The sequence below is a fragment of the Ruegeria sp. CH5 genome, assembly GCF_056537025.1.
Genome location: NZ_JBQFQT010000003.1, coordinates 1 through 26,325 on the forward strand (window position 1 = coordinate 1; position 26,325 = coordinate 26,325).

Consider the following 26,325-nt stretch of genomic DNA (forward strand, 5'->3'; position numbering starts at 1 on the left):
GCTTCGGCTTCGGCTTCGGCTTCGGCTTCGGCTTCGGCTTCGGCTTCGGCTTCGGCTTCGGCTTCGGCTTCGGCTTCGGCTTCGGCTTCGGCTTCGGAAGGGCTTTGTTCAACCCGATCTTCCGGGTCAAGCGTGTAGGCGTCAGTCTTGGCGTCGACCGCGTCGGGCACCTCATCGACCTTCGGGTCGTCGGCCGGTTTCTGGTCTGTGTCTTTCTTGGCAGCCACCGTCACTTCCCCCTGTCGATTCCCATAAAACCTGACGCGCAGACGCAACCAAGTTAATCCGCGCCCATCGCGCCCTCAAGCCGGATCGCGTATTTAACGAGTTTTTTCACGGCTTTCCGCATTTTCTTGGGCGTCGGGCGTTTGGCAATCCGCAAACGGGCAATCGCCAAGTTTTCAAGGGGCTCGGCGGTCGGTCCGCTCATCGCGGCGACCAAAAGCGGTGCCGGTCCGGGCCAAAGGTCGGCAAATTGTCGCGCGGTCCGCGGCGAGAACAAGGGGGCAATCACCGGGGCCGATCCGGCCGCAGCCGCCTGGGCCTCGGGCGTCAAAGGCAGCAAATGCTGGCGATAGACCGGCTGTTCCCGCACGGTCAGCCCCAGTTCGGTCAGCCGGGCCGCTATATTTCCGCGACTGTGTTCGCCGCGCAGATGCAACAGCGGGCTGTCCGGGCGCTCTTTCAGCAGTTTGGCCACCAGCTCTTCGGCGGTTTCGCCGGCCATCCGAGCCTCCCACCCGGCCTGGCGGGCCGTTTCGGTGGTGGCCGGCCCCACGCAATAGGCGAGCAGATCCCGGCGCACACCCTGCGCCGCGGCGGCCGCCACGCCATTGGCCGAGGTGAAGATCAGGCCCCGGATTCCGGTCGTGTCCACCGCCTGTTCCATCGGTCGGATATCCAGCAGCGGGGAATAGACCACCTGAACCCGCGACCGTATGCGTTCGGGAAGCTGCGCGACGAACCTTTCCGAGGCGGCGCGGGGACGGGTCATCAACAGGTACACGGGCGGGCGTTCGGGCCTTGAGGATTGTTTGCTGCGGCGCGGGGTGATACCCCGCGACCAGATCATGATGCAATGGTTCAGGCCAATGGTGCAAACACTTACCGTTCTGGGATTGGAAAGCAGCTGCGATGACACGGCGGCGGCCGTGGTGCAGCAAACCGAGGGCGAACCGGCGCAGGTTCTGTCTTCGGTCGTGCATGGCCAGACGGACCTGCACAGTGCCTTCGGCGGCGTGGTGCCCGAGATTGCGGCCCGCGCGCATGCCGAAAAGCTGGATGTCTGCGTGCAGCAGGCGTTGGAGCAGGCGGGCCTGACCCTGCAGGACATGGACGCAGTCGCCGTGACCGCCGGGCCGGGACTGATCGGCGGGGTCATGTCGGGCGTGATGTGCGCCAAGGGGATCAGCGCGGCCACCGGCCTGCCGCTGATCGGCGTCAACCACCTGGCCGGCCACGCGCTGACCCCGCGGCTGACGGACGGGATCGCCTTTCCCTACCTGATGCTGCTGGTGTCCGGCGGGCATTGCCAATACCTGATCGCCCACGGTCCCGAGCGGTTCACCCGACTGGGCGGCACCATCGACGACGCCCCGGGCGAGGCATTCGACAAGACCGCGCGCCTGCTGGGCCTGCCCCAGCCCGGCGGCCCCTCGGTCGAGGCCGAGGCGCGCGATGGCGACCCCAAACGCTTTCGTTTTCCGCGGCCGCTGCTGGACCGGCCCGGATGCGATCTGTCCTTTTCCGGGCTCAAGACCGCCTTGATGCGGATGCGCGACCAGATCGTGGCCGAAAAGGGCGGGCTGACGCGTCAGGACCGCGCCGATCTGTGCGCCGGGTTCCAGCAGGCGGTCGTGGATACGCTGGCCGAAAAGACCCGCCGTGCCATCGCCTTGTATCTTGAAACCAACCCTGCCGAGCCGGTCATCGCCGTGGCGGGTGGCGTTGCGGCCAATACGGCCATTCGGACCGCTTTAGAGTCTGTTTCGGCCGATGCCGGCGCGCGGTTTACCGCCCCGCCGCTGCACCTGTGCACCGACAATGCGGCGATGATCGCCTATGCCGGGTTGGAGCGGTTCCGGCTGGGCGCGCGTGACGGGCTGGGCCTGACCGCCCGGCCCCGCTGGCCGCTGGACCAGACCAGCCCGGCCATGCTGGGCGGCGGGCGCAAGGGGGCCAAGGCATGAACGTCTCGGTCCTTGGGTCGGGCGCCTTCGGCACCGCGCTGGCGATCTCGCTGGCGGGCAAGGGTCCGGTCACCTTGTGGGCCCGGTCAGGCGAACAGGCGCAGACGATGCAGGCGACCCGCCGCAATGACACCCGCCTTCCGGGTGTCACCCTGCCCGACGCCATCACGGTGACCGCTGAAATCACGCTGGCCTGTCAGAGCGACGTGGTGTTGTTGGCTGTGCCCATGCAAAAGCTGCGCGATGTCCTGTCGGACCATGCGGCGGACTTGCAGGGTCGCACCCTTGTGGCCTGTTGCAAGGGTATCGAGCTATCCACCGGCCTCGGTCCGATTGCCGTGATCGAACAGGTGCTGCCCAGCGCCCGCACTGCATTGCTGACCGGGCCCAGCTTTGCCGATGACATCGCGCGCGGGTTGCCCACGGCGCTGACCCTGGCCTGCGGCGACGCAAAGCTCGGCGCCCGGTTGCAACAGGCGCTGACCACCGCCAACCTGCGGCTCTACCGGACCACCGACGTGACCGGGGCCGAGTTGGGCGGGGCGCTGAAGAACGTGATGGCCAACGCCTGCGGGGCCTGCATCGGCGCCGGTCTGGGGGACAGCGCCCGCGCGGCCCTGATGACGCGCGGCTTTGCCGAGATGCAACGCTTTGCCGCAATGCGCGGTGCCCGGCCCGAGACCCTGATGGGCCTGTCGGGTTTGGGCGATCTGGTTCTGACTTGCTCGTCCGAGCTGTCGCGCAACTTCCGGTTCGGCCTGTCGCTGGGCCGCAACGAGTCCTTTGACGCCGCGACCACCGTCGAAGGCGTGGCCACGGCAAATGCCATGGCCGCCATCGCGTCGGCCGAAGGGCTGGACATGCCCATCTGCCAGACGGTGGCGCAGCTCAGCCGTGGCGCCTACAGTGTCGCCGAGGCCCTGCAATCCCTGCTCAATCGCCCACTCAAGGAGGAATGACATGCTTATCGCCCTGATCGCCCGCGACAAGGACGGCGCCCTGCAGACCCGGCTGGACAATCGCGCCGCGCACCTGGCCTATATCGAAGAAACAGGCGTAGTCGCACAGGCCGGGCCGCTGCTGGACGGCGATGCCATGATCGGGTCGCTGGTCATCCTGGATGTCGAGAATCTGTCCGCCGCACAGGCCTGGGCCGACAACGACCCCTATGCCAAGGCCGGTCTGTTCAAGTCGGTCGAACTGATCCCGTGGAAGAAGGTCATCGGCTGATGGCGTATTGGCTGTTCAAATCCGAACCCTCGACCTGGAGCTGGGACCAGCAGGTCGCCAAGGGCGACGCGGGCGAGGAATGGGACGGGGTGCGCAACTATCAGGCTCGCAATTTCATGCGGCAGATGAAGCTGGGCAACCGGGGGTTTTTCTATCATTCGCAGAAGGACAAGGCGATCGTCGGCATCGTCGAGGTCTGCGCCGAGGCCCACCCCGACAGCACCACCGACGACGACCGGTGGGACTGCGTGGACATCAAGGCGGTGCGCCCCTTCGCCAAACCGGTCACGCTGGACCAGATCAAGGCCAATCCGCGACTGACCGACATGGTGCTGGTGAAAAACTCGCGCCTGTCTGTGCAGCCCGTCTCGGATGCCGAATGGGCGGTGATCTGCGAACTGGGCCAGACCCAGGCGGATTGAGAAAAAAGGGAAGGCCCTGACGATGCAGAACCTTCCCTACCCCGCGTGCTCCCTACTCACCACACGCAAAGAAATCTCTGGTTCTGACCGTCCTGGTCACGGGCTGAATGTAGCCCAAGGCGGGCCGATTTTTCAAACGTGAAATCAATAGATTATGATTCAAATGCAAAACGCCCGCCGAACCAGTCGGGCGGGCGTTTCCGAATGTCGCGGCGGGATCAGCCGTAGACGGACTCTTTGCCGAAATGTTTGATGAGCATGTAATAGACCACTGCGCGGTATTTATTGCGCTCGGACATGCCATAGGTCTCCATGACCTTGTTGATCGCTGCCATCAGCTCGGGGCCATCCGACAGGCCCAGTTTCTTGATCAGGAAGTTGTTCTTGACCGTTTCCAGCTCACCTTCCTGGCTGGCGGCGACGGTCGCGGCATCCGCGTCATAGATGGCCGGGCCGCATCCAATGGTAACCTTGGTCAGCAGGTCCATGTCCGGCGTCATACCGCATTTATTCTTCAGATCATCCGCGTATTTGGCGATCAACTCGTCACGTTTTCCCATTGTCCTCTCCTGTGTGGGTTGGGTTCCGGCCTTTGCGGCGCTGGCTGAACGGTAACGGTTGACAGCTTTTCAACAAAGGGAAAAATCCGACGGTTTCCCCCCAAGGCAGGGATACGCGCACCTGCGGGTTGATCATTGTTTCACTTTTATTTAACATTTTAGTTAATCATTGAGTCGAGGAGACTGCCATGACCATCGCCCTACCGAACGAAAGCGCCGAGTACCGAACCGCCCGAAATGCCCTGTTGGCCGCCGAAGCCGATCTGCGTGCGCGGGTCGAGGAAGTGGCCGCGCTGCGCCGGACCTTGCCCAAGGGCGGCCAAATCCCGCAGGATTACGCCTTTCGGGATCTCGAGGGCAAAATTGCCCCGATTTCAAGCCTGTTCGGTGATCATGACACTCTGGTCGTGTATTCGCTGATGTTTGGCCCCAAGGCGCAAAACCCCTGCCCCATGTGCTCGGCCTTTCTGGACGGGCTGACCGGGCAGGTCGCACATCTGACCCGAAAAACCGCCTTTGCGGTCGTGGCGCAGAATACACCGGATGCCCTGGCTGCGCTGAGCCGGCGCATGGGCTGGCAGGATCTGCCGCTCTATTCCGCGTTGGATACATTGTACCAGCAAGACTATCTGGCCGAGACCGAGGACGGAAACCAGTTGCCGATTCTGAACGTGTTTCAACGCGATGCGCAGGGAATCCACCATTTCTGGAGCTCCGAGCTGTTCTTTCAGCCCAGCGACTGGCATCCACGCCATGTCGATACAGCATGGCCCCTGTGGAACATTCTGGACCTGACGCCGCAGGGGCGCGGCGATTTCGTGCCGCCGCTCCGCTGACCGCAACAAAAAAGGCGGCCCGGATGGCCGCCTTTTCCGCGAATTTCTGACGGATCAATACCGGTAGTGCTCGGGCTTGAACGGGCCTTCGGGCGTGACGCCGATGTAGTCCGCCTGTTCCTTGTCCAGCTTGGTCAGCTTGACGCCGATCCGATCCAGATGCAGGCGTGCGACCTTCTCGTCCAGATGCTTGGGCAGGATATAGACCTTGTTCTCGTACTGGTCGCCTTTGGTGAACAGTTCGATCTGGGCCAGAACCTGGTTGGTGAACGAGGCCGACATCACGAAGGACGGATGACCGGTGGCATTGCCGAGGTTCAGCAGACGGCCTTCGGACAGCAGGATGATGCGGTTGCCCGAGGGCATCTCGATCATGTCCACCTGGTCCTTGATGTTGGTCCATTTGTGGTTTTTCAGGCTGGCCACCTGAATTTCGTTGTCGAAATGGCCGATATTACCGACGATGGCCATGTCCTTCATCTCGCGCATGTGCTCGATGCGGATCACGTCCTTGTTGCCGGTGGTGGTGATGAAGATGTCGGCGGTCGAAACCACGTCTTCCAGCAGAACCACCTCATATCCGTCCATGGCGGCCTGCAGGGCGCAAATCGGGTCAACCTCGGTCACTTTCACGCGGGCACCGGCGCCACGCAGGGACGCGGCCGAGCCTTTGCCCACGTCGCCATAACCGCAGACCACGGCAACCTTGCCGGCCATCATCGTGTCGGTGGCGCGACGGATGCCATCGACCAGCGATTCCTTGCAGCCGTACTTGTTGTCGAATTTCGACTTGGTGACGCTGTCGTTCACGTTGATCGCCGGGAATGGCAGGTGGCCGTCCTTGACCAGCTGATACAGGCGGTTGACGCCGGTGGTGGTTTCCTCGGACACGCCCTTGATCTGATCGCGCACCTTGGTGAACCAGCCCGGGCTTGCGGCCATCCGCTTCTTGATCTGCGCCTTGATGACCTCTTCCTCTTCCGAGGACGGGACGGGGATGATGTCCTCGCCCGCTTCGGCGCGCGCGCCCAGCAGGATGTACAGCGTGGCGTCGCCGCCATCATCCAGGATCATGTTCGGGCCATCTTCGAACAGGAAAGACTTGTCGAGATAGTCCCAGTGCTCTTCCAGAGTCTGGCCCTTGATGGCAAAGACCGGAATACCCGCCTCGGCGATGGCCGCCGCCGCGTGGTCCTGGGTCGAGAAGATGTTGCACGACGCCCAGCGCACGTCCGCGCCCAGCGCGACCAGCGTCTCGATCAGAACGGCGGTCTGGATCGTCATGTGCAACGACCCGACGATGCGCGCGCCCTTCAGCGGCTTGCTGTCGCCGTATTCCGCACGCAGAGCCATCAGGCCCGGCATTTCGGTTTCCGCGATATCCAGTTCCTTGCGGCCGAACCCGGCCAGTGAAATGTCTTTGACGATGTAGTCGCCAGCCATCAGATGCTCCATTCCGATCAACAACGGTTTGGGCAGCCCCTAACACCGTTGAGGAAAAGTGGCAACGTGGATGGCGATTGGGGCGTGGGCGTCAAATCAACTGGGCGCCCCTTCGGCCGGGGCCCTGGGCGTCACTTCGAAGAAATCGGTGCCAGCGGCGACAATGCAACTGATGCCGTTGGCGTGGGTCATCAACACGGTATAGGTGCCGCTTTCGCGCGAGGCCCATACCTCCATGACCGTCTGACCGCCCCGCGTGTTCTGCAATCCGCCAAAGGCCAGCTCTTCGGAATAGATCTGCTGCAGCTTGGCGATTACATCCGCGCGCAGGGCGCAGTTTTGGGCCAGTGCAGGCGGCGCGGTCGCAGCCATTCCAAAGACAAGGGCCATTCCCAATAAACGCTTGAACATGACAAGCTCCTTTCGGTTCGGGTTTCGATCCGAGAGGGGCACACTGGGAGGAGCGCGTGCCCCCCTCAGTCTTCATATCGTGATCACAAGGTGCCGGTTCAAAGCACGATTGCTCAAGAAATTGTTGGCAGCCGGTGATCAGGATGGCTTAAGCATAGCATAAAGCCGGGTCTCGGGCACGGTGGACAAGATGGGGCATGGCGGAATGGCAACACAACCCAGGGCATGGCAACGGATGCTGTCGGGCCGCAGGCTGGACCTGCTGGACCCGACACCTGTGGATATCGAGATCGAGGATATCGCCCATGGGCTGGCTTTCGTGGCGCGCTGGAACGGCCAGACGGCGGGCGATTTCGCCTATTCCGTGGCCGAGCATTCCCTGCTGGTCGAAGAACTGTTCGGCCGGATCGCCCCCACGGCGCCGGTGAAATGGCGGCTGGCGGCGCTGCTGCACGATGCGCCGGAATATGTGATCGGTGACATGATCTCGCCGGTGAAGGCTGCGGTCGGCCCCGGCTATGGCGCGCTGGACGACCGACTGGCGGCGGCAATCCACATCCGCTTCGGCCTGCCCGCCGCGGTGCCGAAAACGGTGAAACGTCAGATCAAGAAAGCCGACAAAATCAGCGCGTGGATGGAGGCCACCCAGATCGCGGGGTTTTCCGAGGCCGAAGCAACCAAGTTCTTTGGCCGACCGGACGCGGCGGTGATGGAGAGGTTGCAGATCACACTCAGGCCACCGGTTGAGGTTCGGCAGGCATATACGGCGCGGCACGCGGAGCTGTTGGCGGAGCTATGAAACTCGAATGGTAGCGGAATCTTGCTTGCCCCCAGCCGCATATTTGCCTTTGCGGCGCCCACGCAGTCCGTGTGTCTAAACTCCGAAGAACGGCCTCATTTACTCAATATCGTACCGCAGAGAAGACACTGCTTGAGCCAAAAAGAGCGGCTCCAGCGCTCGTCGGTTGACAGAAGAACAGTACCGTCAGTCTAATGAGGCGCAACCGAGCCGAGTGATCGTAGTTGTATGAAACGCCTCAGAATTGGAACTTCGGATCTACCGCGCGCATTCCGGCTTCTGTGTTTATCCACGATGATGTTGCTGGGAGCGGCTTCGTGCGGCCGCCCGCCGGAATTGGTAGGGATCGATAATCCAAGACTTCCTGCATCTGAGGTAAAAGAGGCCAAGCGCCAAACAGTCTTCATTGCCACGACGCGTCAAGCGTCCGGTGCAGAAGGGGTCTTCTTTTCCGGTGACCGCGGTGAGGGTTTGGGTTTGGCTTCAGTAGTCGTCACCATCCCGCCAATTCACAAAGCAGGGAAAATTGAAAGAGCCAGCTCTCTGCCACCTATTGCCTCAAAGCACTTCACCATAGTTGAACCAAAAGTCTATGTTTCGGAAGCCGCCTTTGTTTCTGAAATTGACAATCAATTACTGAACCTCGGCGTTTCCGACAGAAACGTTCTGGTCTTTGTGCACGGCTACAACACGACCCTGAGCGATGCCATCCTTAGATTGGCACAGTTTGTCGAGGATACCGAGTATGACGGGATCCCCGTATTGATGTCATGGGCGTCTGCTGCAGAGACTCTGAAATACGTCTACGATATCAACAGCGCCCTCGCTGCCAGATCAGACTTTTTGAAAGCCGGTGAGATCATTTCGCGATCACAGGCTCAACAATTTGACATACTCGCGTTTTCGATGGGAGCGTTCCTTACGATGGAAGCCATCTCACAAGCCGAAATTGCTGGCGAGTTCAATCCCAACAAGAAAATTCGAAACATAATTCTGGCGGCACCCGATATCGATTTGGCGGTATTCGAAAGCCAGCTCTCAACTATCACCCACGACAATCAGAAGATCTTTGTTCTCGTATCCTCGGACGACGGAGCCTTGAGTTTTTCGAAGTTCATTTCTGGCGGAGTCGACCGTGTTGGCGCGGCCGATGCCGCCGAACTCGCAAGGTCAGGAGTCACCGTTATTGATCTCAGCCAAGTACAGGACTCTCAAAGCACAAGTCACTCGAAATTTGCTTCGTCCCCTGAGGTTGTTCGAATTGCTGGTGAAGCAATCCGCACAAGCAGACGGACCGGTAGGCGTTCCACTACAGAACTTCAGGACCTTATTGGCGAAGGTTCGGTGGAAGTTGTAGGCGAACCTTAATTTCTTGATTTCCCAAGCCTGTCGCCAGAACAGTGCCGATCGGCAAAACGCTACCGCGGGCTGCGTTTCGCCAGAATCCGCTGCAAGGTCCGGCGGTGCATGTTCAGACGCCGCGCTGTTTCCGAGACGTTTCGGTCACACAGCTCGTAAACCCGCTGGATGTGCTCCCACCGCACGCGGTCGGCGCTCATGGGGTTTTCGGGGGGCGGGGGCAGTTCGTCGCCCTTGGCCAGCAGCGCATTGGTGATGTCGGTGGCGTCGGCAGGTTTCGACAGATAGTCGGTGGCGCCGATTTTCACCGCCGCCACGGCAGTCGCAATTGCACCGTACCCGGTCAGAACCACGACCCGGCTGTCGGGGCGCTTTTCCCGCAGCACCTCGACCACGTCCAGCCCGTTGCCGTCCTCGAGCCGCAGGTCCACCACGGCAAAGGCGGGCGGGCGGGCGGTGGCGATCGCGCGGCCGGCGGCGACGGATCCGGCAGTTTCCACCTCGAACCCACGCTTCTCCATCGCCCTGGCGAGACGTCTCAGAAACGGCTCGTCATCATCCACCAAAAGCAGGGATTTGTCGGGGCCGATGTCAAGCTGGGCACTGTCTGCCATAGTGTGGTCTTTCTGCTATTTCATGCCGATAGGCTTTAAGATGAGTAATAGCAGCGCCACACCAAAGGTCAAACCGACGGTTACTCTGCCGCCTGGTCCACAAAGCAGGCAACGGTGTCGGCCATCTGCTCGGCCGTCGCGTCGCGTTTGAAAAACTCAAGGAACCCGTCCTGCGGCGTGACGAGGTAGGTAAATGTCGAATGGTCGACGAGGTAGTACTCGTCGCTCTTGTCCTGAGCCTTGTAATAGGTCTTGTAGGCCTGGCTTGCGGCCTTGACCTGTTCCGGCGTACCGGTGAGGCCAATCATCTTTTCATGCAGGTTGTAGGCAAAATCCCCCACGACGTCGGGGGTGTCCCGGTCCGGGTCCACCGAGATGAAAATCGGAGTGACCGAATAACCGCGCTCGGTCAGCAGGTCGACGGCCTCGGCATTGCGGGTGGTGTCCAGCGGACAGACATCGGGGCAGAAGGTATAGCCGAAATAGATCAGCGAGGGCTCGGTGATCACGTCCTTGTCGGTCACGGTTTCACCCTTGGAGTTGATCAACTCGAACGGGCCGCCGATGGTTGCGGTACCGCCTGCAATCTGGCTGGACCGGCACTGCGCAAACTTGTCGTCAGAACCGCCGCCGCGCGTCATCAGCCACATGGCGCCCAGGCCCACGGCCAGCACGACGGTTGCAAGAATGGCATAAAGGCGGGTCATGGCGAAATTCCTGACACATGGGGTTGTTGATCGGTTCGGCCGGGACACCTATCAAGTTGACCAGCGGACGCAACAGGACATAATCGCCCGATGACGGATTCCAACACCAGCCTCTGGCGCGGACAGGAACGCAGCAGCTGGATCCGGCTGCGCACGCTGATCCTGCTGCGGTGGGTGGCAATCATCGGCCAGATCACGGCCATCACCGTTGCCCAGCAGACCTATCACGTCCAGCTGGAGCTTGGGCTGTGCTACCTTGCCATCGGTGTTTCGGTCATGGGCAACCTGACCGCCATCCTGCTGTTCCCGCAGAACAAGCGCCTGTCGGAATTCGAAAACTTCCTCATGGTGATGTTCGACCTGCTGCAGCTGGCTTTCCTGCTGTATCTCACAGGCGGTCTGAACAACCCGTTTGCCCTGCTTTTGCTGGGCCCCGTGACGATTGCGGCCAACGTCATGAGCACCCGGTCGACCTTGATCATCGGGGGCGCCGCAATCGTGCTGGCGACGCTTCTGGCCCAGTTTCACCTGCCGCTGCGCACCGATCTCGGCCTTGTTCTGGACATCCCCGACATCCTGCTGTTCGGCAACTGGGCCGCCATCGTGATCGCGATCGTATTCATCGGCGCCTACTCGCACCGCATCAGCGCCGAGGTTCAGTCGATGTCCGAGGCGCTGGCCGCCACCCATATGGCTCTGGCGCGCGAGCAGAAGCTGACCGACCTCGGCGGCGTTGTCGCCGCCGCCGCGCACGAGTTGGGGACCCCACTGGCCACCATCAAGCTGACCAGCTCGGAACTGATCGAAGAATTGGACGACCGCCCCGACCTGAAGGAAGACGCCGCCCTGATCCGCGAGCAGGCCGACCGGTGCCGGGACATCCTGCGCGACATGGGTCGGGCCGGCAAAGATGACCTACACCTGCGCCAGGCACCTTTGTCCGCCGTGATCCACGAGGCGGCCGAGCCCCACATACACAGGGGCAAACAGGTGCATTTTGACGAAGGCCCCGGGCCTGACGGGGATGTCCAGCAGCCCTCGATCCTACGCAAGCCCGAGATCATTCATGGCCTGCGAAACCTGATCCAGAACGCCGTGGACTTTGCCCGCGCACAAGTCTGGGTCGAGGCCGAATGGACGCCGGACCGGATCACCGTCAGCATCATGGATGACGGGCGCGGTTATCCGTCACACATCATCGGCCGTATCGGTGACCCGTTCATGCGCCGCAGACGCGCCGAAAGCGATCTGCGCACACGCCCCGAATACGAGGGTATGGGGTTGGGCCTATTCATCGCAAAGACGCTCTTGGAGCGCAGCGGCGCCGAACTGAAATTTGCAAATGGGTCTGACCCTTACCAGGCGGTGACGGACCAGGCCGAGCGACGCGGCGCAATCGTGCTGGTGACATGGCCGCGCAAGCTGATCGATGCGCAGACAGGCGACAACCCGGTTCCGTCGGGCGTGAACGAACGGTTCCAGGTCTGAGTTAAGACACCGTTAACTATTTAAGCGCAAAGTCGGGTCCGGTTTGTTTTTGGGGTAGGCGGCACTGTGGCCGACTGGATCATACTTGCGTCGATCAGCCTGGTTTCGTCGGGCTTTGCCCTGCAGTGGCTCATGCCGCGCCGTCCGCGGCGCGGTGACAATTTTGGTTTGTCTGCGCCGGCTTCGTTGTTGGATGCGGTGTTTCTGTTCAACGGAAGCCGCCTGATCAGCCATTCCGACATCGCCTTGTCCGGGTTCGAGGCGGTGAATGACTGGGATGATCTCAGGCGCCTGCTCCAGCGCGACTTTCCGGCCTTCCCCGAGACTTACGAAACCGTCCGCCAGCAAGGCAATATCGTGGTTTCGGCCATGGATTGTACGGTCGAGCGCGAGGTTCGGTGTGAATGGATCGACGGCATCGTCCGGGTGCAGTTGCGTGATCTGACCGGCATCACCGAACCGACAAGGAGGGATCCGAACGATCCGATCCGCCTCGCCATGGACCGCGCGCCCTATCCCGTGTGGCTTCTAAATCATGCCAACAAGGTAAGATGGTGCAACGCCGCCTATGTTGCACTGGCCCGCAAGGCGCGCGGGCAGGACACGGATCTGACCCAACCCATGTTCCCTGAACTGACCGAAGACGCGCGGCCCGGCAAGAAGACCCGCGTGTCAATTCCGGTGAAGGACAGCAGCAGCAAGCTGTGGTTCGATCTGACGCTTGTGGAGCTGGACGAAGGTCACCTGCATTACGCGGTCGACGTAAACGCCATTGTCGAGGCCGAGACCGCCCAGCGCAAATTCGTCCAGACGATGACGAAAACCTTCGCGCAGCTGTCGATCGGCCTGGCAATCTTTGATCGAAACCGCCAGTTGGCGCTGTTCAACCCCGCCCTGATCGACCTGACCGCATTGCCGCCCGACTTCCTGAGTTGCCGGCCGAATATCTCAAGCTTCTTTGACCGCCTTCGGGATCAGCACATGATGCCCGAACCCAAGAACTACCGCAGTTGGCGCCGGCAGATGAACGATCTTCTGGAAGCAGCCGAGGACGGAAACTATCAGGAAACCTGGTCACTACCGTCGGGCTCAGTCTATTCGGTCAGCGGTCGCCCCCATCCCGACGGCGCCGTCGCCTTTCTGTTCGAGGACATCACGGCCGAGATCACCCTGACCCGCCGGTTCCGGTCCGAGATGGACCTTATGCAGTCAATCCTCGACAAGCTTGCGGACGCCGTCGCAGTTTTTGCCGATGACGGGACACTGGCTTTCACCAACTACGCCTACCAGCTGCTGTGGGGAGACTCGGACGAGGTCGGCTTTGAACCAGCCACGGTTCTGGACGTCACGCGCCAGTGGCAGTCGCGATGCCAGGCCAATCCAATTCTGGGTGACATTCGGGACTTCGTGGAAATGCGCAACAACCGGGCCGAGTGGAGCTCTGATCTGTACAAGCGCGACGGCACCCGGCTCTTGTGTACGGTCAGCCCTATCCAGAATGGCGCAACCATCGTCCGGTTCACGATCGAACACGCGCGTGGAGAAACGCCGGATATGTTGCAGATCACCGCCTGAACCGGGTTGCAGAGGGTTCGGCCCCCGTTCATTGTGGCGCCATGAATTCGCCCGCTTCGATCACTCTGACATCACCGGAAGAAGCCGCCGATCTGGCCAGCCGCCTGTCCGCCCATTTGGCGCCCGGCGACGTTATTTTGCTGGACGGCCCAATCGGCAGTGGCAAAACCCATTTTGCACGCAATCTGATCCAATCGGCCCTGCCTGTGCCCGAAGATGTGCCATCGCCCACATTCACGCTGATTCAGGTTTACGATGGTGAAGCCGGCGAAATCTGGCACTCCGACCTGTACCGGCTTACCTCGGTGGATGAGATCGAGGAATTGGGCCTGACCGAGGCCTTTGATACGGCGATCTGCCTTGTGGAATGGCCTGACAGGCTGGGTCCGCTACAACCGGCCTCGGCCTTGTTGGTGCAGTTTCATGCCGACCCCGCTGCCGAAGAAACCCGACACCTGACCCTGACGTGGTCCGACCCCAAGTGGACCGAAAAACTGAAGAGGATCGCATGAGCAACCGCGCAGTTCTGGCCGAGGCGCTGATCGCACGGACCCCTTGGGCCAAAGCCTCTCGCGCGCCGCTGGCTGGAGACGCCTCGAACCGCCGGTATGAACGTCTGACCGACCCGGACACCGGGCAGACCGCCGTTTTGATGGACGCGCCCCCGGACAAGGGTGAAGACGTGGAACCGTTTGTCAGGGTGGCCGAATACTTGCGGTCCGTCGGTCTGAGCGCGCCCGAGATTCTTGCCGAGGACGCCGAGAGCGGGTTCCTCCTGCTGGAGGATTTCGGCGACGATCTGTTTGCCCGCCTGATCGAGAAGCAGCCGGAGGTCGAGCGTGAATTGTACGAGGCCGCAACCGACGTGCTGATCCATCTGCACTCTGGACCCCTGCCCTCGTTGGACAGCTATGACCCGTCCCTCATGGCGGAATTGTCGTCCCTTGCCTTCACCAAATATGCCCAAGGGATACAAGGCGCCTATGACAAAGACGCCTATGATCGTTTTCAGCATCGGTTCGCCGACATATTGCTGCAGGAAACCTCGGGCACGCGGGTGGTGACCCTAAGGGACTACCATGCCGAGAACCTGATCTGGCTGCCTGAGCGCGACGGGGTCCGCCGGGTCGGTCTCCTGGATTTTCAAAGCGCAATGCTGTGCCATCCCGCCTATGACCTGATGTCGTTGCTGCAGGATGTCCGCCGCACTGTGCCCGCCGCAATCGAAATGAGCATGGTCAACCGCTACATCACGGCAACAGGTGTGGATGACCATGATTTCCGCACGGCGTACAGTGTCCTCGGCGCCCAACGCAACCTGCGGATACTGGGGGGATTTGCCCGCCTTGCCACCGACTATGGCAAACCGCATTACGTGGATCTTATCCCGGCGGCCTGGGCTCATCTGATGCGCGATCTCGAGCATCCGGCGCTGGTCTCGGTCGCGGATCTGGTTCGGCAGGCGCTGCCATCCCCAACGCCCGAAAACCTTGCAAGGCTGAGGGCCGGATGACCGATACACCCGAGGCCATCATGCTGTTTGCCGCCGGTTTCGGCACCCGCATGGGCGCGTTGACCCGCACCCGACCCAAGCCGCTGATCCCAGTGGCCGGACGGCCGCTGATCGACCATGCGCTGGACCTGACGGATGCGCTAAGGCCGCGCCGGGTGGTCGCGAACCTGCATTACCTGGCTGATCAGCTGACAGATCATTTGGCGCCACGTGGTGTCCTGCTTTCACACGAACAGCCGGACATCCTGGAAACCGGCGGCGGATTGCGCGCGGCCCTGCCGCTGCTGGGTCCGGGGCCGGTTTTCACGATGAACACCGATGCGATCTGGTCCGGGCCCAACCCTTTGGAGTTGCTGAAGGCGGCTTGGGATCCGGCGCGGATGGACGCTCTGTTGATCTGCGTGCCGATCGCACAGACGATCGGACATGCAGGCCTCGGAGATTTCAGGATCGACCCCCAAGGCCGGCTTGAACGCGGGCCGGGTCACGTCTATGGCGGCATTCAGATCCTGAAGACCGACGGTCTGGCGGACATTCCGGAAAAAGCGTTCTCGCTCAATATCTTGTGGGACCGGATGCACCGCGATGGCCGGCTGTACGGTCTGCAGTATCCCGGGCGCTGGTGCGATGTGGGCCGGCCCGAAGGCATCGCCCTGGCCGAGGAGATCCTGGCCGATGTTTGACCCCAGCGCCACCCCCCGGGTCTTTGCGGTGCCGCCCGGTGCGGATTTTCCGCAGGCACTGGTGCGTGGGCTGCGGGCGCGCTGCGACGGCCACCCGCCCGAGGCACTGGCCCGCGTGCAACTGGTGCTGAACACCCGCCGCATGGCCCGCCGCGTGCGCGAGCTGTTCGATCAGGGTCCGCCCTGCCTCTTGCCCCGCATTTCGCTGGTCACCGATCTGGGCGAAAGCGTCGATCTTGATCGTGTACCGCCCGCCGTACCGCCCTTGCGTCGCCGGCTGGAACTGACGCAGCTGGTGGCGCGACTGCTGGACCAGCAACCGGATCTGGCCGCGCGGTCGTCGCTGTTTGACCTGTCCGACAGCCTCGCCGCCCTGATCGAAGAGATGCAGGGCGAAGGCGTCTCGCCCGAGGCGATCCGGCAACTGGATGTGACCGACCTGTCAGGCCATTGGGCACGGGCGCAGGCCTTCATCGGCATCGCCGACCAGTTCCTGAAAACCGAGGATGGCAGTCTGGACGTTCAGGCCCGACAGCGCCGCGTGGTCGAGAACCTGATCGGCCGCTGGCAGGACGCTCCGCCGCAACACCCGGTGATCCTGGCCGGGTCCACCGGTTCGCGCGGGACCACGCTGATGCTGATGCAGGCGGTGGCGCGCCTACCGCAGGGGGCGCTGATCCTGCCGGGGTACGATTTCGACCAGCCCGCCCACGTTTGGGAGCGGCTGGATTCGGCAATGACCTCGGAGGATCACCCGCAATATCGGTTCCGCAAACTGATGACCGAACTGGGGATAGGGCCGGATCAGATCGCAGCCTGGACCCCGGACCAGCCCCCCTCGCCCGCGCGCAACCGTCTGGCTTCATTGGCATTGCGTCCGGCCCCGATCACCGATGCCTGGATGAGCGAAGGTCCGCAGCTGCGCGATCTTGATGCCGCTACGCGCGACATCACCCTGGTCGAGGCGCAATCGCCGCGGGCCGAGGCGCTGGCCATCGCCCTGCGCCTGCGGCAGGCGGTCGAGACCGGACAGACCGCCGCCCTGATCACCCCCGACCGGATGCTGGCGCGCCAGGTCAGCGCCGCACTGGACCGCTGGAACCTCCTGCCCGATGACAGCGCCGGCCTGCCGCTGCAACTGTCGCCGCCGGGCCGGTTCCTGCGTCATGTGGCCGGGCTGTTCGCGCACCGTCTGGATGCCGAGGCGCTGCTGACCCTGCTGAAACACCCGTTGTGTCACAGCGCGGGCGACCGCGGTGCCCATCTGCTGCACAGCCGCGATCTGGAACTGCACCTGCGCCGCAATGGCCCGCCCTTTCCCGACAGCGACAGCCTGACAGGTTTTGCCGTCGAAAAAGACGTGCCCGACACGTGGGTCCGGTGGCTGATCCGCAATTTCTGCGACCAGCAGATCAGCGGTACCCTGCCCCTGACCGACTGGGTGCAGCGCCTGCGCGATCTGGCCGAAACAATTGCCGGTGCCGGCTCCGGCAACGCGGGCGAATTGTGGGACAAGAACGCAGGCCAAGCGGCGCTGGAGGTGATCTCGGGCCTTGCCGACGAGGCCGAGCATGGCGGCGAGATGACGGCGCTGGATTTCGCCGATCTGCTGGGCGCGCTGCTGGCCGGGCAAGAGGTCCGCGACCGCGACGCCCCCCACCCGCGGATCATGATCTGGGGCACGCTCGAAGCGCGCGTGCAGGGTGCCGACCTGCTGATTCTGGGCGCGCTGAACGAGGGCAGCTGGCCCGAGGCCCCCGCGCCCGACCCCTGGTTGAACCGCCAGATGCGCGACCGTGCCGGCCTGCTGCTGCCGGAACGGCGCATCGGCCTGTCGGCCCATGATTTCCAGCAGGCCATCGGCGCGCCCGAGGTCTGGCTGACCCGCGCGGTCCGCTCGGATGATGCCGAAACCGTGCCGTCACGCTGGCTGAACCGATTGACCAACCTGTTGCAGGGCCTGCCGGATCAGGGCGGCCGCGCGGCGCTGGAACAGATGCGCGACCGGGGCCGGACATGGCTGCGCTGGTCCGAGATGCTGGAACAGGCGCCTCGGATCGCCGCCGCACCGCGTCCCTCGCCACGCCCGCCGGTGGCCGCGCGCCCGCGCCGCCTGTCGGTGACCGAGATCAAGCGGCTGATCCGCGACCCATATGCGATCTATGCCAAGCACGTCCTGCGCCTGAAACCGCTGGACCCGCTGGTGCAGGCGCCCGACGCCCTGCTGCGCGGCATCGTGATCCACGAGATCCTGGAACATTTCGTCAAGGACAGCGTGCTGGACGGGGCGCTGCTGACCCGCGACAACTTCCTGAAACGGGCCGAGGCGCTGCTGGATCAGCATGTCGCCTGGCCCACCGCTCGAAAACTGTGGCTGGCGCGGCTGGAGCGGATCGCCGACGACTTTCTGCGCGCCGAGATCAGCCGCCGCAGCGATGGCGGCCCGATCGCGTTCGAAGCCAAGATGCGCCTGACGCTGGAACCGCTTGGGTTCACCCTGAATGGTCGCGCCGACCGGATCGACCGCAACAGCCGCGGCGCGCTGACCATCATCGACTACAAGACCGGCACGCCGCCCTCGGAATCGCAGCAGGCCAAGTTCGACAAACAGCTGCTGATCGAGGCCGCGATGGCCGAGCAGGGCGGGATCGACGGATTTGACCCGATGGCCGTGGCCAGCGCCGTGTTCATCGGCATGGGCGGCACCTACAAAGAGGTCCCGGCACCCCTGGACAAAGAGCCGCCCGACAAGGTTCTGGCCGAGCTGAAAGAGCTGATTTCCGCCTATTTAGAGCCTGATCAGGGTTTCTCCTCGCGCCGGATGATGCACAAGGACAGCGACGTGGGCGACTATGACCACCTGGCACGGTTCGGCGAATGGGACCGCACCGCCGAAACCAGGCCCGAGGATCTGACATGACCCCGCGCGACGAAGCGACCGAACGGCAGGTTCAGGCGGCGCGGCCCGATGCGTCGACCTGGCTGGCGGCCAATGCGGGCTCGGGCAAGACGCGGGTTCTGACCGACCGCGTGGCGCGGCTGCTGCTGGACGGTGTTCAGCCGCAGCACATCCTTTGCCTGACCTACACCAAGGCCGCCGCCAGCGAGATGCAGAACCGCCTGTTCAAACGGCTGGGCGAGTGGGCGATGCTGGACGACGCGGCGTTGCTGCGGCAACTGACCGAACTGGGCGTCGAAGGGGTGATCGACCCCGACCGCCTGGCCCGTGCCCGCACCCTGTTCGCGCGCGCGATCGAAACGCCGGGCGGTTTGAAGATCCAGACGATCCACTCGTTCTGCGCCTCGCTGCTGCGGCGGTTCCCGCTCGAGGCCGGGGTCAGCCCGCAGTTTTCCGAGATGGAAGACCGTGCCGCGGCCCTGCTGCGCGAGGAAATCGTCGAGGATTTCGCCGAAGGCCCGCAGGCCCGCATGATCGAGGACGTGGCCCGCCACATCACCGATACCGGCTTTGACAAGCTGACCGCCGCGATCGCCCAGAAGCGCACCCTGTTCACGCCCGCGCTGCAATGGCCCGACCTGCTGGCCCGTTTTGGCCTGCCCGAGGGGTTCGACGAGGACGCGCTGCTGGCGCAGGTGTTTCTGGGCGGCGAAGTCGAGCTGATCCGTTCGATCCTTCCGGCGCTGGCGGGCGGCGGCAAGACCGACGCCAAGGCGGCCGAGAAACTGTCGGGCTTCACCGAACCCGCCTTGGGTCAGTTGCCGGTGCTGGAAGACGTGTTCCTGACCGGCAAATCCGCCAAAGAGCCCTTTACCGCCAAGATCAACAGCTTTCCCACCAAGGCGCTGCGCGAGGGGGTCCTGGCGGGGCAGATGGGTCCGCTCGAGGCGCTGATGCGGCGGGTCGAGGCTGCAAGGGAAGGGCGACTGGCGCTGGCAGCCGCACGCAAGTCCATGGTGCTGCACCGCTTCGCGGCGGCGTTCCTGCCGGAATACGAGCGCCGCAAGCAACTGCGCGGCTGGCTGGATTTCGACGACCTGATCCTGCGCGCGCGCCTGTTGCTGAACGATCCGGCGGTGGCCGCTTGGGTTCTGTACCGGCTGGATGGCGGCATCGACCACATCCTGGTGGACGAGGCGCAGGACACCAGCCCCGATCAATGGGACGTGGTCGAGAAACTGGCGCAGGAATTCACCAGCGGCGAGGGCGCGCGGTCCGGGGTCGAGCGGACGATCTTCGTGGTCGGCGACAAGAAACAGTCGATCTATTCCTTCCAGGGGGCCGACCCGCAGGCCTTTGACCGGATGCAGGCCGAGTTTGGGCGGAAACTGCAGGAATCAGGCTCTAAACTGTGGGATTGGACGCTGGAATATTCGTTCCGCTCCTCCAGCGCCATCCTGTCGCTGGTCGATATCCTGTTCGAAAACCGCGCCGAGGCGGGGTTTCAGAAAGAATCCCAGCACCGCGCCTTCAAGGCCGATCTGCCGGGCCGGGTCGATCTGTGGCCGGCGGTGGAAAAGGTCGAGGACGCGGACGAGGGCGAATGGACCGACCCGGTCGATCGGCCCGCGGCGCAGCATCACACGGTGATCCTGGCCAACCAGATCGCCGCGCGCATCAAGGCCATGATCGACGCCGGCGAAACCATCCCCGAAGATGGCCCCACGCGCGGGATATTCGTGCGCCGCAAGGTGCGGCCGGGGGATTTCCTGATCCTGGTGCAGCGCCGCTCGGACCTGTTCGCCGAGATCATCCGCGCGTGCAAGGCCCAGGGTCTGCCGATCGCAGGGGCCGACCGGCTGAAGGTGGGCGCGGAACTGGCGGTCAAGGATCTGGCCGCGCTGCTGAGCTTTCTCGCCACGTCCGAGGATGACCTGTCACTGGCCACGGTGCTGAAATCGCCGCTGTTCGGCTGGTCCGAGCAGATGCTGTTCGACCTGGCCCATCGGCGGCAGGAAAGGTACCTGTGGGCGGCGCTGCGCCAACGCGCCGGGGATTTTCCCGAAACGCTAGCTGTGTTGAACGATCTGCGTGGGCAGGTGGACTTTCTGCGCCCCTATGACCTGATCGAACGGGTGCTGACCCGCCATGACGGCCGCCGCAAACTCTTGGGCCGTCTGGGTGCCGAGGCCGAGGACGGCATCAACGCGTTGCTGTCACAGGCGCTGGCCTATGAGCGGTCGGACATTCCCAGCCTGACTGGCTTCCTGGTCTGGATGCAGACCGACGACCTTGAGATCAAGCGCCAGATGACCGGCGTGGGTAACATGATCCGGGTGATGACGGTGCATGGCTCGAAAGGGCTGGAGGCGCCGATCGTGATCCTGCCGGACACCGGCAAGCGGCAGCCGCCTCGCGATGCCGAGATCATGGTCGCCGACGGAACGCCGCTGTGGAAAGTGCCCGCCGACCTGTCGCCCAGCCTTGTCACCCGTGCCCGCGAAGACGCGCGCAAACGCGAAGAAAACGAACGGCTGCGTTTGCTGTACGTCGCGCTGACCCGGGCCGAGAAATGGCTGATCGCGGCGGCGGCCGGCGATCTGGGTCGGGACGGGTCCAGCTGGTACCAGCTGGTTGAAGACGCGATGGGCTGGGCAGGGGCCACCGAGATCCCCGGCACCGGCATCCGCCGTCTGGCGCATGGTGATTGGGAGGGTCTGCCACTGGACCATCGCCAGACCCCGGAACCGGTGCAGGATACCCTGCCGGACCTGTTCCACCGGCCCGCGCCCGAGCCGACGCCCGATGCCGAGACGCTCAGCCCGTCCGATCTGGGCGGGGCCAAGGCCCTGCCGGGCGAAACCGGGCTTGAGGAAGAGGCCGCCAAGCTGCGCGGCACCCGCCTGCACCTACTGCTCGAACATCTGGCCCAGGCGCCACGCGACCGGTGGGATCAGCTCTGCGCCCGGCTTCTGCCCGATATGCAGGACGGTGACCGCCGCGACCTTCTGGCCGAGGCGTCGGGCGTGCTGACCGCACCGGACCTGACCCCCGTCTTTGCCCCGGACGCGCTGGCTGAGGTGCCGGTCTCGGCCACTCTGGACGGTCGCCGGATCCACGGGGTGATCGACCGGTTGATCGTGACGGATGACGTGGTGCAAGTCATTGATTTCAAATCAAACGCCACGGTTCCCGATCGGGCCGAGACCTGCCCCGAGGGCCTGTTGCGCCAGATGGGCGCCTATTCCGCCGCGCTGTCGCAGATCTATCCCGGCCGCGAGATCCGCACCGCGATCCTGTGGACCCGGACGGCGCGCCTGATGTGGCTGCCACACGATCTTGTGACAGATGCGCTGGTGCGGGCCCAGATATCTTGACCTCCCCAATGGGCGCACCTACGTTCGACTCCCAACCGCATGTCATTCAGGAGACAGAATATGTCGACCGTAGCCGTAACCGACGAAACCTTTGACGCCGAAGTCAAGAACTCGGACGTCCCCGTCGTGGTGGATTTCTGGGCCGAGTGGTGCGGACCCTGCAAGCAGATCGGGCCCGCTCTGGAAGAGCTGGCGGCCGAATATGGCGGCAAGGTCAAGATCGCCAAGGTCGACGTGGACAGCAACCCAAACTCGGCCGCAGCCATGGGTGTGCGGGGTATTCCCGCGCTGTTCATCTTCAAGGACGGTCAGGTGGTTTCGAACCGCGCAGGCGCTGCCCCGAAGGCCGCCCTGCAAAGCTGGATCGACGAATCCATCTGATACCGAACGGAACTCAACAAAAGAAGGCGCTCCTCATCGGGCGCCTTTTTTTGTACATGGTCTGCGCAAAAAGAAAAAGCCGCCCGGAAATCCAAGCGGCCATTCGCCCTTTGTCGAATTCGGTTTGAATTCAGATTTTAGCGATATCTTCGCGGACCAGACCGATATCTTCCAGCTGGGCATCGCTCAGTTGCGACAGCAGCTTGCGGGTCTTGCGGGCGGTGTTCCATTCGGCGACAGCTTCGAACGCGTGCGAGATGCCGTCCACTACACGCAGGATGGTAGCTGCTCCGAGCGGCGCATGGATGTTTGCGGTGGTTGCCATTTGCGCATTCCTTTTTTGAAACAGCCGACCCTGTGTCGGTTGTAAGCCTCATCTAGTCTTGCGACAGGCGACTCACAATTGCTGGTCCGACAACCCCGTGATGCACGGATTGCATATCTTTTGGGCAGTTTGAGAACGGGTTGCGCGGATCGCGCCCCCGGCCCATATAGGGCATCAACGGATACGGAGGCTTGAATGGCGGAGAACGACTTTCCCGGTTGGCACGGCACCACGATCATCGGCGTCAAGAAAGGCGGCCAGATCGTCATCGCGGGTGACGGGCAGGTCAGTCTGGGCCAAACCGTGATCAAGGGCACCGCCCGCAAGGTGCGGCGCCTGTCGCCCGGCGGGTTCGAGATCGTCGCCGGATTTGCCGGATCGACCGCCGATGCCTTCACACTGCTGGAACGGCTGGAAGCCAAGCTGGAGGCCACGCCCGGTCAACTGGCCCGCGCCTCGGTCGAACTGGCCAAGGACTGGCGCACCGACAAGTACCTGCAAAAGCTTGAGGCGATGCTGATCGTCACCGACGGCCGTGACCTGTTCGTGATCACCGGGGCCGGGGACGTGCTCGAGCCGGAACATGACGTGGCGGCGATCGGGTCGGGTGGCAACTTTGCCCTGGCAGCCGCGCGCGCGATGATGGACAGCGACAAGTCGGCCGAGGAGGTTGCCCGCGAGGCCATGGCAATTGCCGCCGACATCTGCGTCTACACCAACGGCAACCTGACGGTTGAGAGCATTTCGGGCTAGGGGTCAGGCCAGCAGGGCCGAAATCTCCTTGCCCTTCCACCGGCGATGCATCCCGATCAGCCCCAGAATGGCCGAGGCGATCACGATGTAATAGGGCAGGCGGATATCGATGCTCATCAACCCGCCGCCGATCATCGACATGATTCCACCCGCCAGGCAGAACACGGCCGTGGTTACGCCCATGACCCAGCCCTGATCCGCCTCGCTGACCGACGAGGAGAACAGGCCCAGAAGGGTCGGGTAGGCCACGCCGAACAGGAAATAGAACAGGAACACCGGCACGTAGCTGAGCACGCCGCTGGGGCTGAAGGCAAAGGCAAAGCCGCAGATCACCATGACGATCAGCGAAACATATATGATGTTGTGCTTGCTGAACCGTTCCTGCGCGGGTTTCACGAGAAACGTACTGGAGAAGGCCAGCGCCACACCAATGACGACCATGGCCATGCTGCCGCCGATCACGCCGTAACCAAAAGCGCTGGTCAAGAAATTGTCCACAAACACGTAGAAGGTGACGTTCGCGATCATGAAGAACGCGTAGACGGGCAGGATCTTCAGAACCATGGGGTGGCCACGTACGGCGACCAGGCTGTCGGTCACATCGCGGGGGCGAAAGACGAAGGGTTCGCGTTCGGTTCGGGTATCCTTGAAAAAGAACAGCACCAGCAGGATCGCGATAAGCACCAGGACAAACGCGCCGTAGAATGGGGTCTTGAGCGTGGCAACGCTGCCCAACAGCGCCGCATCCGACAGGACCGCTCCGATGATCGGGCCGCCGACCAGGCCAAAGCTGACCCCTGTCACGATATAACCCATGTTCCGGTCACGATCGGCCGCATCCGTGCTGCCGTCGATCATGGCCGCCTGCGCAATGGGCTGGTTTCCGGCCGTGAACCCGGTGATCGACCGGCCCACGATCAACAGGATCAGGCTGTTGAGATACAGCGCCGCAATGGTGATCGCATAGCCGGCCAGCGCGCCGCCCAGGCAGACCAGAAGTGCATTCTTGCGCCCGATGGAGTCCGAAACTTTCGAGACATAGACGACGCCCAGAAACCAGGACAGGAAGAAACACCCGATCACCAGACCGTAGTAGAAGTGCCGGCTGCCCATTGGCGTGCTTTCCGGCAGAAAGCCCGATTTCGTCTCCATGATCAGCGAGTTGATGATCGGAAAAACCAGCCCTTGGCCGATCAAGTCCACGAACACCACGAACAGCAGGGTAATCTTGGCAATCTTGGACATTTCACTCTCCGGGTCCCGCGCACATTCCGCCAACCCTATCAGAGGACACCGAAATCTCCCAACACGGAGGTCAGGAAAGAATTGCATTGGCGCCGGGTCATTGTTAACCAACGCGGCCAAATGTGCGGTCTCGGTTGTTTTTGCCGACCCCGTGCTTACCTAAGCCGCAGCTGACTGCCGACCATCGAAAGGACTGCCCTGTGACCGACCTGACCCCGCGCGAGATCGTCTCGGAACTGGATCGTTTCATCATCGGGCAGAAGGATGCCAAGCGCGCTGTCGCCGTGGCCCTGCGCAACCGCTGGCGGCGCAAGCAGTTGCCGGACGACATCCGCGACGAGGTCTATCCCAAGAATATCCTGATGATCGGGCCCACCGGCGTGGGCAAAACCGAGATCAGCCGCCGCTTGGCCAAGCTGGCCCGCGCGCCTTTCATCAAGGTCGAAGCGACCAAATTCACCGAAGTCGGCTATGTCGGCCGCGATGTTGAACAGATCATCCGCGATCTGGCCGATGCCGCTATCATCCAGACCCGTGAATACATGCGCGAAGAGGTCAAGGCCAAGGCGCATCAGGCTGCCGAGGACCGCGTGATCGAGGCCATCGCCGGCTCGGACGCCCGCGAGAGCACCCGCGAGATGTTCCGCAAGAAGCTGAAATCCGGCGAGCTGGACGACACGGTGATCGAGCTTGAATTGGCCGACACGTCCAACCCGATGCCGATGTTCGACATTCCCGGCCAGCCGGGCGGTCAGATGGGCATGATGAACCTGGGCGACATTTTCGGCAAAGCTTTCGGCGGGCGCACCGTCAAGCGTCGCATGACCGTTGCCGAAAGCTATGACATCCTGATCGGGGAAGAGGCCGACAAGTTGCTGGATGACGAGGCCGTCACCCGCGCGGCGCTGGAATCGGTCGAGCAGAATGGCATCGTATTTTTGGACGAGATCGACAAGGTCTGCGCACGGGCAGAAACCCGCGGAGGGGATGTCAGCCGCGAAGGCGTGCAGCGCGACCTGCTGCCGCTGATCGAAGGCACCACCGTCTCCACCAAGCACGGCCCGGTCAAGACCGACCACATTCTGTTCATCGCCAGCGGCGCGTTCCATATCGCCAAGCCTTCGGACCTGTTGCCGGAACTGCAGGGGCGTCTGCCGATCCGGGTCGAGCTGCGTGCGCTGACCGAAGAGGATTTCGTTCGCATCCTGACCGAGACGGACAACGCGCTGACCCGCCAGTATACGGCTTTGATGGGCACCGAAAACGTTACCGTCAGCTTTACCGAGGACGGGATCGCCGCGCTAGCCCGGATCGCCGCCGAGGTGAACCAGAGCGTCGAGAATATCGGCGCCCGGCGCCTGTACACCGTGATGGAGCGCGTTTTCGAAGATCTGTCCTTTGTCGCGCCGGACCGTGCCGGCGCGGAAATCGTGGTCAACGCGGCCTTTGTGGATGAAAACCTTGGTGAGCTGACCAAATCCACGGACCTGAGCCGTTACGTTCTGTAACATGATCA

Annotated in this window: 25 protein-coding genes and 1 pseudogene; 17 read left to right on the top strand and 9 right to left on the bottom strand. The window is 62.9% G+C overall.

Annotation, left to right across the window (positions count from 1 at the left end; all coding sequences use genetic code 11):
• Together ACR0JC_RS10330 and ACR0JC_RS10335 are read right to left on the bottom strand one after the other, a co-directional pair.
• Positions 1-227, bottom strand: a pseudogene (locus ACR0JC_RS10330) (hypothetical protein); the annotation flags it as partial.
• Between the two features lie 53 nt (positions 228-280).
• A complete protein-coding gene (locus tag ACR0JC_RS10335) occupies positions 281-1,072 on the bottom strand; it encodes a uroporphyrinogen-III synthase (protein ID WP_254430795.1) in 792 nt (263 codons plus the stop codon).
• A 19-nt stretch (positions 1,073-1,091) separates the two neighbouring features.
• Between ACR0JC_RS10335 and tsaD the strand changes: the two genes are divergently transcribed.
• From tsaD to ACR0JC_RS10355, 4 genes are read left to right on the top strand one after another with little or no spacing between them, the layout of a single operon-like run.
• Positions 1,092-2,189 (top strand): tRNA (adenosine(37)-N6)-threonylcarbamoyltransferase complex transferase subunit TsaD, encoded by a 1,098-nt coding sequence (tsaD, locus tag ACR0JC_RS10340; RefSeq protein WP_170342562.1) that lies wholly within the window; start codon positions 1,092-1,094, stop codon positions 2,187-2,189.
• Positions 2,186-3,148, top strand: a complete 963-nt coding sequence (locus ACR0JC_RS10345) for an NAD(P)H-dependent glycerol-3-phosphate dehydrogenase (RefSeq protein WP_170342565.1) — start codon at positions 2,186-2,188, stop codon at positions 3,146-3,148. Before tsaD ends, ACR0JC_RS10345 begins: the two co-directional genes overlap by 4 nt.
• 1 nt (position 3,149) lies before the next feature.
• Positions 3,150-3,419, top strand: coding sequence for a YciI family protein (locus tag ACR0JC_RS10350; RefSeq protein ID WP_093963861.1), 270 nt, complete (start codon positions 3,150-3,152; stop codon positions 3,417-3,419).
• Positions 3,419-3,841, top strand: coding sequence for an EVE domain-containing protein (locus ACR0JC_RS10355; protein ID WP_170342567.1), 423 nt, complete (start codon positions 3,419-3,421; stop codon positions 3,839-3,841). The genes ACR0JC_RS10350 and ACR0JC_RS10355 overlap by 1 nt, the downstream gene beginning before the upstream one ends.
• Positions 3,842-4,059: 218 nt before the next feature.
• On the opposite strand, the gene ACR0JC_RS10360 is transcribed toward ACR0JC_RS10355, so the two are convergent.
• Positions 4,060-4,401 carry a DUF2853 family protein gene (locus ACR0JC_RS10360; protein ID WP_170342569.1) on the bottom strand — a complete coding sequence of 114 codons (342 nt, stop codon included), beginning with the start codon at positions 4,399-4,401 and terminating at the stop codon, positions 4,060-4,062.
• A 188-nt stretch (positions 4,402-4,589) separates the two neighbouring features.
• On the opposite strand from ACR0JC_RS10360, the gene ACR0JC_RS10365 reads away from it, so the two are divergent.
• Positions 4,590-5,237: a DUF899 family protein gene (locus tag ACR0JC_RS10365; protein WP_170342572.1), complete on the top strand. Its 648-nt coding sequence runs from the start codon at positions 4,590-4,592 to the stop codon at positions 5,235-5,237.
• Between the two features lie 54 nt (positions 5,238-5,291).
• Here ACR0JC_RS10365 and ahcY read toward each other — a convergent pair whose 3' ends face one another.
• Both ahcY and ACR0JC_RS10375 read right to left on the bottom strand, forming a co-directional pair.
• Positions 5,292-6,680 (bottom strand): adenosylhomocysteinase, encoded by a 1,389-nt coding sequence (gene ahcY, locus ACR0JC_RS10370; RefSeq protein WP_170342574.1) that lies wholly within the window; start codon positions 6,678-6,680, stop codon positions 5,292-5,294.
• 96 nt (positions 6,681-6,776) lie between these two features.
• Positions 6,777-7,091: a hypothetical protein gene (locus ACR0JC_RS10375; RefSeq protein WP_093963865.1), complete on the bottom strand. Its 315-nt coding sequence runs from the start codon at positions 7,089-7,091 to the stop codon at positions 6,777-6,779.
• Positions 7,092-7,296: 205 nt separating this feature from the next.
• On the opposite strand from ACR0JC_RS10375, the gene ACR0JC_RS10380 reads away from it, so the two are divergent.
• Positions 7,297-7,890 carry an HD domain-containing protein gene (locus tag ACR0JC_RS10380; protein ID WP_170342575.1) on the top strand — a complete coding sequence of 198 codons (594 nt, stop codon included), beginning with the start codon at positions 7,297-7,299 and terminating at the stop codon, positions 7,888-7,890.
• Positions 7,891-8,184: 294 nt separating this feature from the next.
• The gene (locus ACR0JC_RS10385; RefSeq protein ID WP_217361084.1) at positions 8,185-9,258 is read left to right on the top strand and encodes an alpha/beta hydrolase; all 1,074 of its coding nucleotides are present in this window, start codon (positions 8,185-8,187) and stop codon (positions 9,256-9,258) included.
• Positions 9,259-9,308: 50 nt separating this feature from the next.
• On the opposite strand, the gene ACR0JC_RS10390 is transcribed toward ACR0JC_RS10385, so the two are convergent.
• Entirely contained in the window at positions 9,309-9,863 is a 555-nt protein-coding gene (locus tag ACR0JC_RS10390; RefSeq protein ID WP_093963867.1) for an ActR/PrrA/RegA family redox response regulator transcription factor, read from the bottom strand.
• An 80-nt stretch (positions 9,864-9,943) separates the two neighbouring features.
• Positions 9,944-10,570, bottom strand: a complete 627-nt coding sequence (locus tag ACR0JC_RS10395; RefSeq protein ID WP_170340640.1) for an SCO family protein — start codon at positions 10,568-10,570, stop codon at positions 9,944-9,946.
• Positions 10,571-10,660: 90 nt separating this feature from the next.
• Between ACR0JC_RS10395 and regB the strand changes: the two genes are divergently transcribed.
• From regB to trxA, 8 genes are all read left to right on the top strand, one after another.
• Positions 10,661-12,058: a sensor histidine kinase RegB gene (gene regB, locus ACR0JC_RS10400; protein WP_093963869.1), complete on the top strand. Its 1,398-nt coding sequence runs from the start codon at positions 10,661-10,663 to the stop codon at positions 12,056-12,058.
• 66 nt (positions 12,059-12,124) lie between these two features.
• Entirely contained in the window at positions 12,125-13,633 is a 1,509-nt protein-coding gene (locus ACR0JC_RS10405; RefSeq protein WP_480763903.1) for a PAS-domain containing protein, read from the top strand.
• 41 nt (positions 13,634-13,674) lie between these two features.
• Complete coding sequence (gene tsaE, locus ACR0JC_RS10410) at positions 13,675-14,145, top strand: tRNA (adenosine(37)-N6)-threonylcarbamoyltransferase complex ATPase subunit type 1 TsaE (RefSeq protein WP_170342581.1); 471 nt, start codon at positions 13,675-13,677, stop codon at positions 14,143-14,145.
• The gene (locus ACR0JC_RS10415; protein WP_170342583.1) at positions 14,142-15,146 is read left to right on the top strand and encodes an aminoglycoside phosphotransferase family protein; all 1,005 of its coding nucleotides are present in this window, start codon (positions 14,142-14,144) and stop codon (positions 15,144-15,146) included. Before tsaE ends, ACR0JC_RS10415 begins: the two co-directional genes overlap by 4 nt.
• A complete protein-coding gene (locus ACR0JC_RS10420) occupies positions 15,143-15,829 on the top strand; it encodes a nucleotidyltransferase family protein (protein WP_170342585.1) in 687 nt (228 codons plus the stop codon). The genes ACR0JC_RS10415 and ACR0JC_RS10420 overlap by 4 nt, the downstream gene beginning before the upstream one ends.
• Positions 15,822-18,749 (top strand): double-strand break repair protein AddB, encoded by a 2,928-nt coding sequence (gene addB / locus ACR0JC_RS10425; protein WP_170342587.1) that lies wholly within the window; start codon positions 15,822-15,824, stop codon positions 18,747-18,749. Before ACR0JC_RS10420 ends, addB begins: the two co-directional genes overlap by 8 nt.
• Positions 18,746-22,105 (top strand): double-strand break repair helicase AddA, encoded by a 3,360-nt coding sequence (addA, locus tag ACR0JC_RS10430; protein WP_170342590.1) that lies wholly within the window; start codon positions 18,746-18,748, stop codon positions 22,103-22,105. The genes addB and addA overlap by 4 nt, the downstream gene beginning before the upstream one ends.
• 60 nt (positions 22,106-22,165) lie before the next feature.
• Complete coding sequence (gene trxA / locus ACR0JC_RS10435) at positions 22,166-22,486, top strand: thioredoxin (RefSeq protein ID WP_093963876.1); 321 nt, start codon at positions 22,166-22,168, stop codon at positions 22,484-22,486.
• A gap of 130 nt (positions 22,487-22,616) precedes the next feature.
• Here trxA and ACR0JC_RS10440 read toward each other — a convergent pair whose 3' ends face one another.
• On the bottom strand, positions 22,617-22,811 hold the full coding sequence (locus ACR0JC_RS10440; protein ID WP_093963877.1) for a DUF1127 domain-containing protein: 195 nt from the start codon (positions 22,809-22,811) through the stop codon (positions 22,617-22,619).
• A gap of 195 nt (positions 22,812-23,006) precedes the next feature.
• On the opposite strand from ACR0JC_RS10440, the gene hslV reads away from it, so the two are divergent.
• Entirely contained in the window at positions 23,007-23,564 is a 558-nt protein-coding gene (gene hslV, locus ACR0JC_RS10445) for an ATP-dependent protease subunit HslV (RefSeq protein ID WP_093963878.1), read from the top strand.
• Positions 23,565-23,567: 3 nt separating this feature from the next.
• Here the strand turns inward: hslV and ACR0JC_RS10450 are convergent, their stop codons facing one another.
• Positions 23,568-24,809 (bottom strand): MFS transporter, encoded by a 1,242-nt coding sequence (locus ACR0JC_RS10450; protein ID WP_170342592.1) that lies wholly within the window; start codon positions 24,807-24,809, stop codon positions 23,568-23,570.
• A 200-nt stretch (positions 24,810-25,009) separates the two neighbouring features.
• Between ACR0JC_RS10450 and hslU the strand changes: the two genes are divergently transcribed.
• Entirely contained in the window at positions 25,010-26,317 is a 1,308-nt protein-coding gene (gene hslU / locus ACR0JC_RS10455; protein WP_170342594.1) for an ATP-dependent protease ATPase subunit HslU, read from the top strand.
• Positions 26,318-26,325: the final 8 nt, after the last annotated feature.

Excerpts from the sequence above, each read along its gene's own strand:
- ACR0JC_RS10345 (WP_170342565.1), top strand. The coding sequence starts at position 2,186 with ATGAACGTCTCGGTCCTTGGGTCGGGCGCCTTCGGCACCGCGCTGGCG.
- addA (WP_170342590.1), top strand. The coding sequence starts at position 18,746 with ATGACCCCGCGCGACGAAGCGACCGAACGGCAGGTTCAGGCGGCGCGG.
- ACR0JC_RS10395 (WP_170340640.1), bottom strand. The coding sequence starts at position 10,570 with ATGACCCGCCTTTATGCCATTCTTGCAACCGTCGTGCTGGCCGTGGGC.
- ACR0JC_RS10350 (WP_093963861.1), top strand. The coding sequence starts at position 3,150 with ATGCTTATCGCCCTGATCGCCCGCGACAAGGACGGCGCCCTGCAGACC.
- tsaE (WP_170342581.1), top strand. The coding sequence starts at position 13,675 with ATGAATTCGCCCGCTTCGATCACTCTGACATCACCGGAAGAAGCCGCC.
- hslV (WP_093963878.1), top strand. The coding sequence starts at position 23,007 with ATGGCGGAGAACGACTTTCCCGGTTGGCACGGCACCACGATCATCGGC.
- tsaD (WP_170342562.1), top strand. The coding sequence starts at position 1,092 with ATGGTGCAAACACTTACCGTTCTGGGATTGGAAAGCAGCTGCGATGAC.
- ACR0JC_RS10380 (WP_170342575.1), top strand. The coding sequence starts at position 7,297 with ATGGCAACACAACCCAGGGCATGGCAACGGATGCTGTCGGGCCGCAGG.
- ACR0JC_RS10420 (WP_170342585.1), top strand. The coding sequence starts at position 15,143 with ATGACCGATACACCCGAGGCCATCATGCTGTTTGCCGCCGGTTTCGGC.
- regB (WP_093963869.1), top strand. The coding sequence starts at position 10,661 with ATGACGGATTCCAACACCAGCCTCTGGCGCGGACAGGAACGCAGCAGC.
- ACR0JC_RS10365 (WP_170342572.1), top strand. The coding sequence starts at position 4,590 with ATGACCATCGCCCTACCGAACGAAAGCGCCGAGTACCGAACCGCCCGA.
- ACR0JC_RS10440 (WP_093963877.1), bottom strand. The coding sequence starts at position 22,811 with ATGGCAACCACCGCAAACATCCATGCGCCGCTCGGAGCAGCTACCATC.
- ACR0JC_RS10390 (WP_093963867.1), bottom strand. The coding sequence starts at position 9,863 with ATGGCAGACAGTGCCCAGCTTGACATCGGCCCCGACAAATCCCTGCTT.
- ahcY (WP_170342574.1), bottom strand. The coding sequence starts at position 6,680 with ATGGCTGGCGACTACATCGTCAAAGACATTTCACTGGCCGGGTTCGGC.
- ACR0JC_RS10385 (WP_217361084.1), top strand. The coding sequence starts at position 8,185 with ATGATGTTGCTGGGAGCGGCTTCGTGCGGCCGCCCGCCGGAATTGGTA.
- ACR0JC_RS10355 (WP_170342567.1), top strand. The coding sequence starts at position 3,419 with ATGGCGTATTGGCTGTTCAAATCCGAACCCTCGACCTGGAGCTGGGAC.
- ACR0JC_RS10360 (WP_170342569.1), bottom strand. The coding sequence starts at position 4,401 with ATGGGAAAACGTGACGAGTTGATCGCCAAATACGCGGATGATCTGAAG.
- ACR0JC_RS10375 (WP_093963865.1), bottom strand. The coding sequence starts at position 7,091 with ATGTTCAAGCGTTTATTGGGAATGGCCCTTGTCTTTGGAATGGCTGCG.
- ACR0JC_RS10415 (WP_170342583.1), top strand. The coding sequence starts at position 14,142 with ATGAGCAACCGCGCAGTTCTGGCCGAGGCGCTGATCGCACGGACCCCT.
- ACR0JC_RS10450 (WP_170342592.1), bottom strand. The coding sequence starts at position 24,809 with ATGTCCAAGATTGCCAAGATTACCCTGCTGTTCGTGGTGTTCGTGGAC.
- ACR0JC_RS10335 (WP_254430795.1), bottom strand. The coding sequence starts at position 1,072 with ATGATCTGGTCGCGGGGTATCACCCCGCGCCGCAGCAAACAATCCTCA.
- trxA (WP_093963876.1), top strand. The coding sequence starts at position 22,166 with ATGTCGACCGTAGCCGTAACCGACGAAACCTTTGACGCCGAAGTCAAG.
- addB (WP_170342587.1), top strand. The coding sequence starts at position 15,822 with ATGTTTGACCCCAGCGCCACCCCCCGGGTCTTTGCGGTGCCGCCCGGT.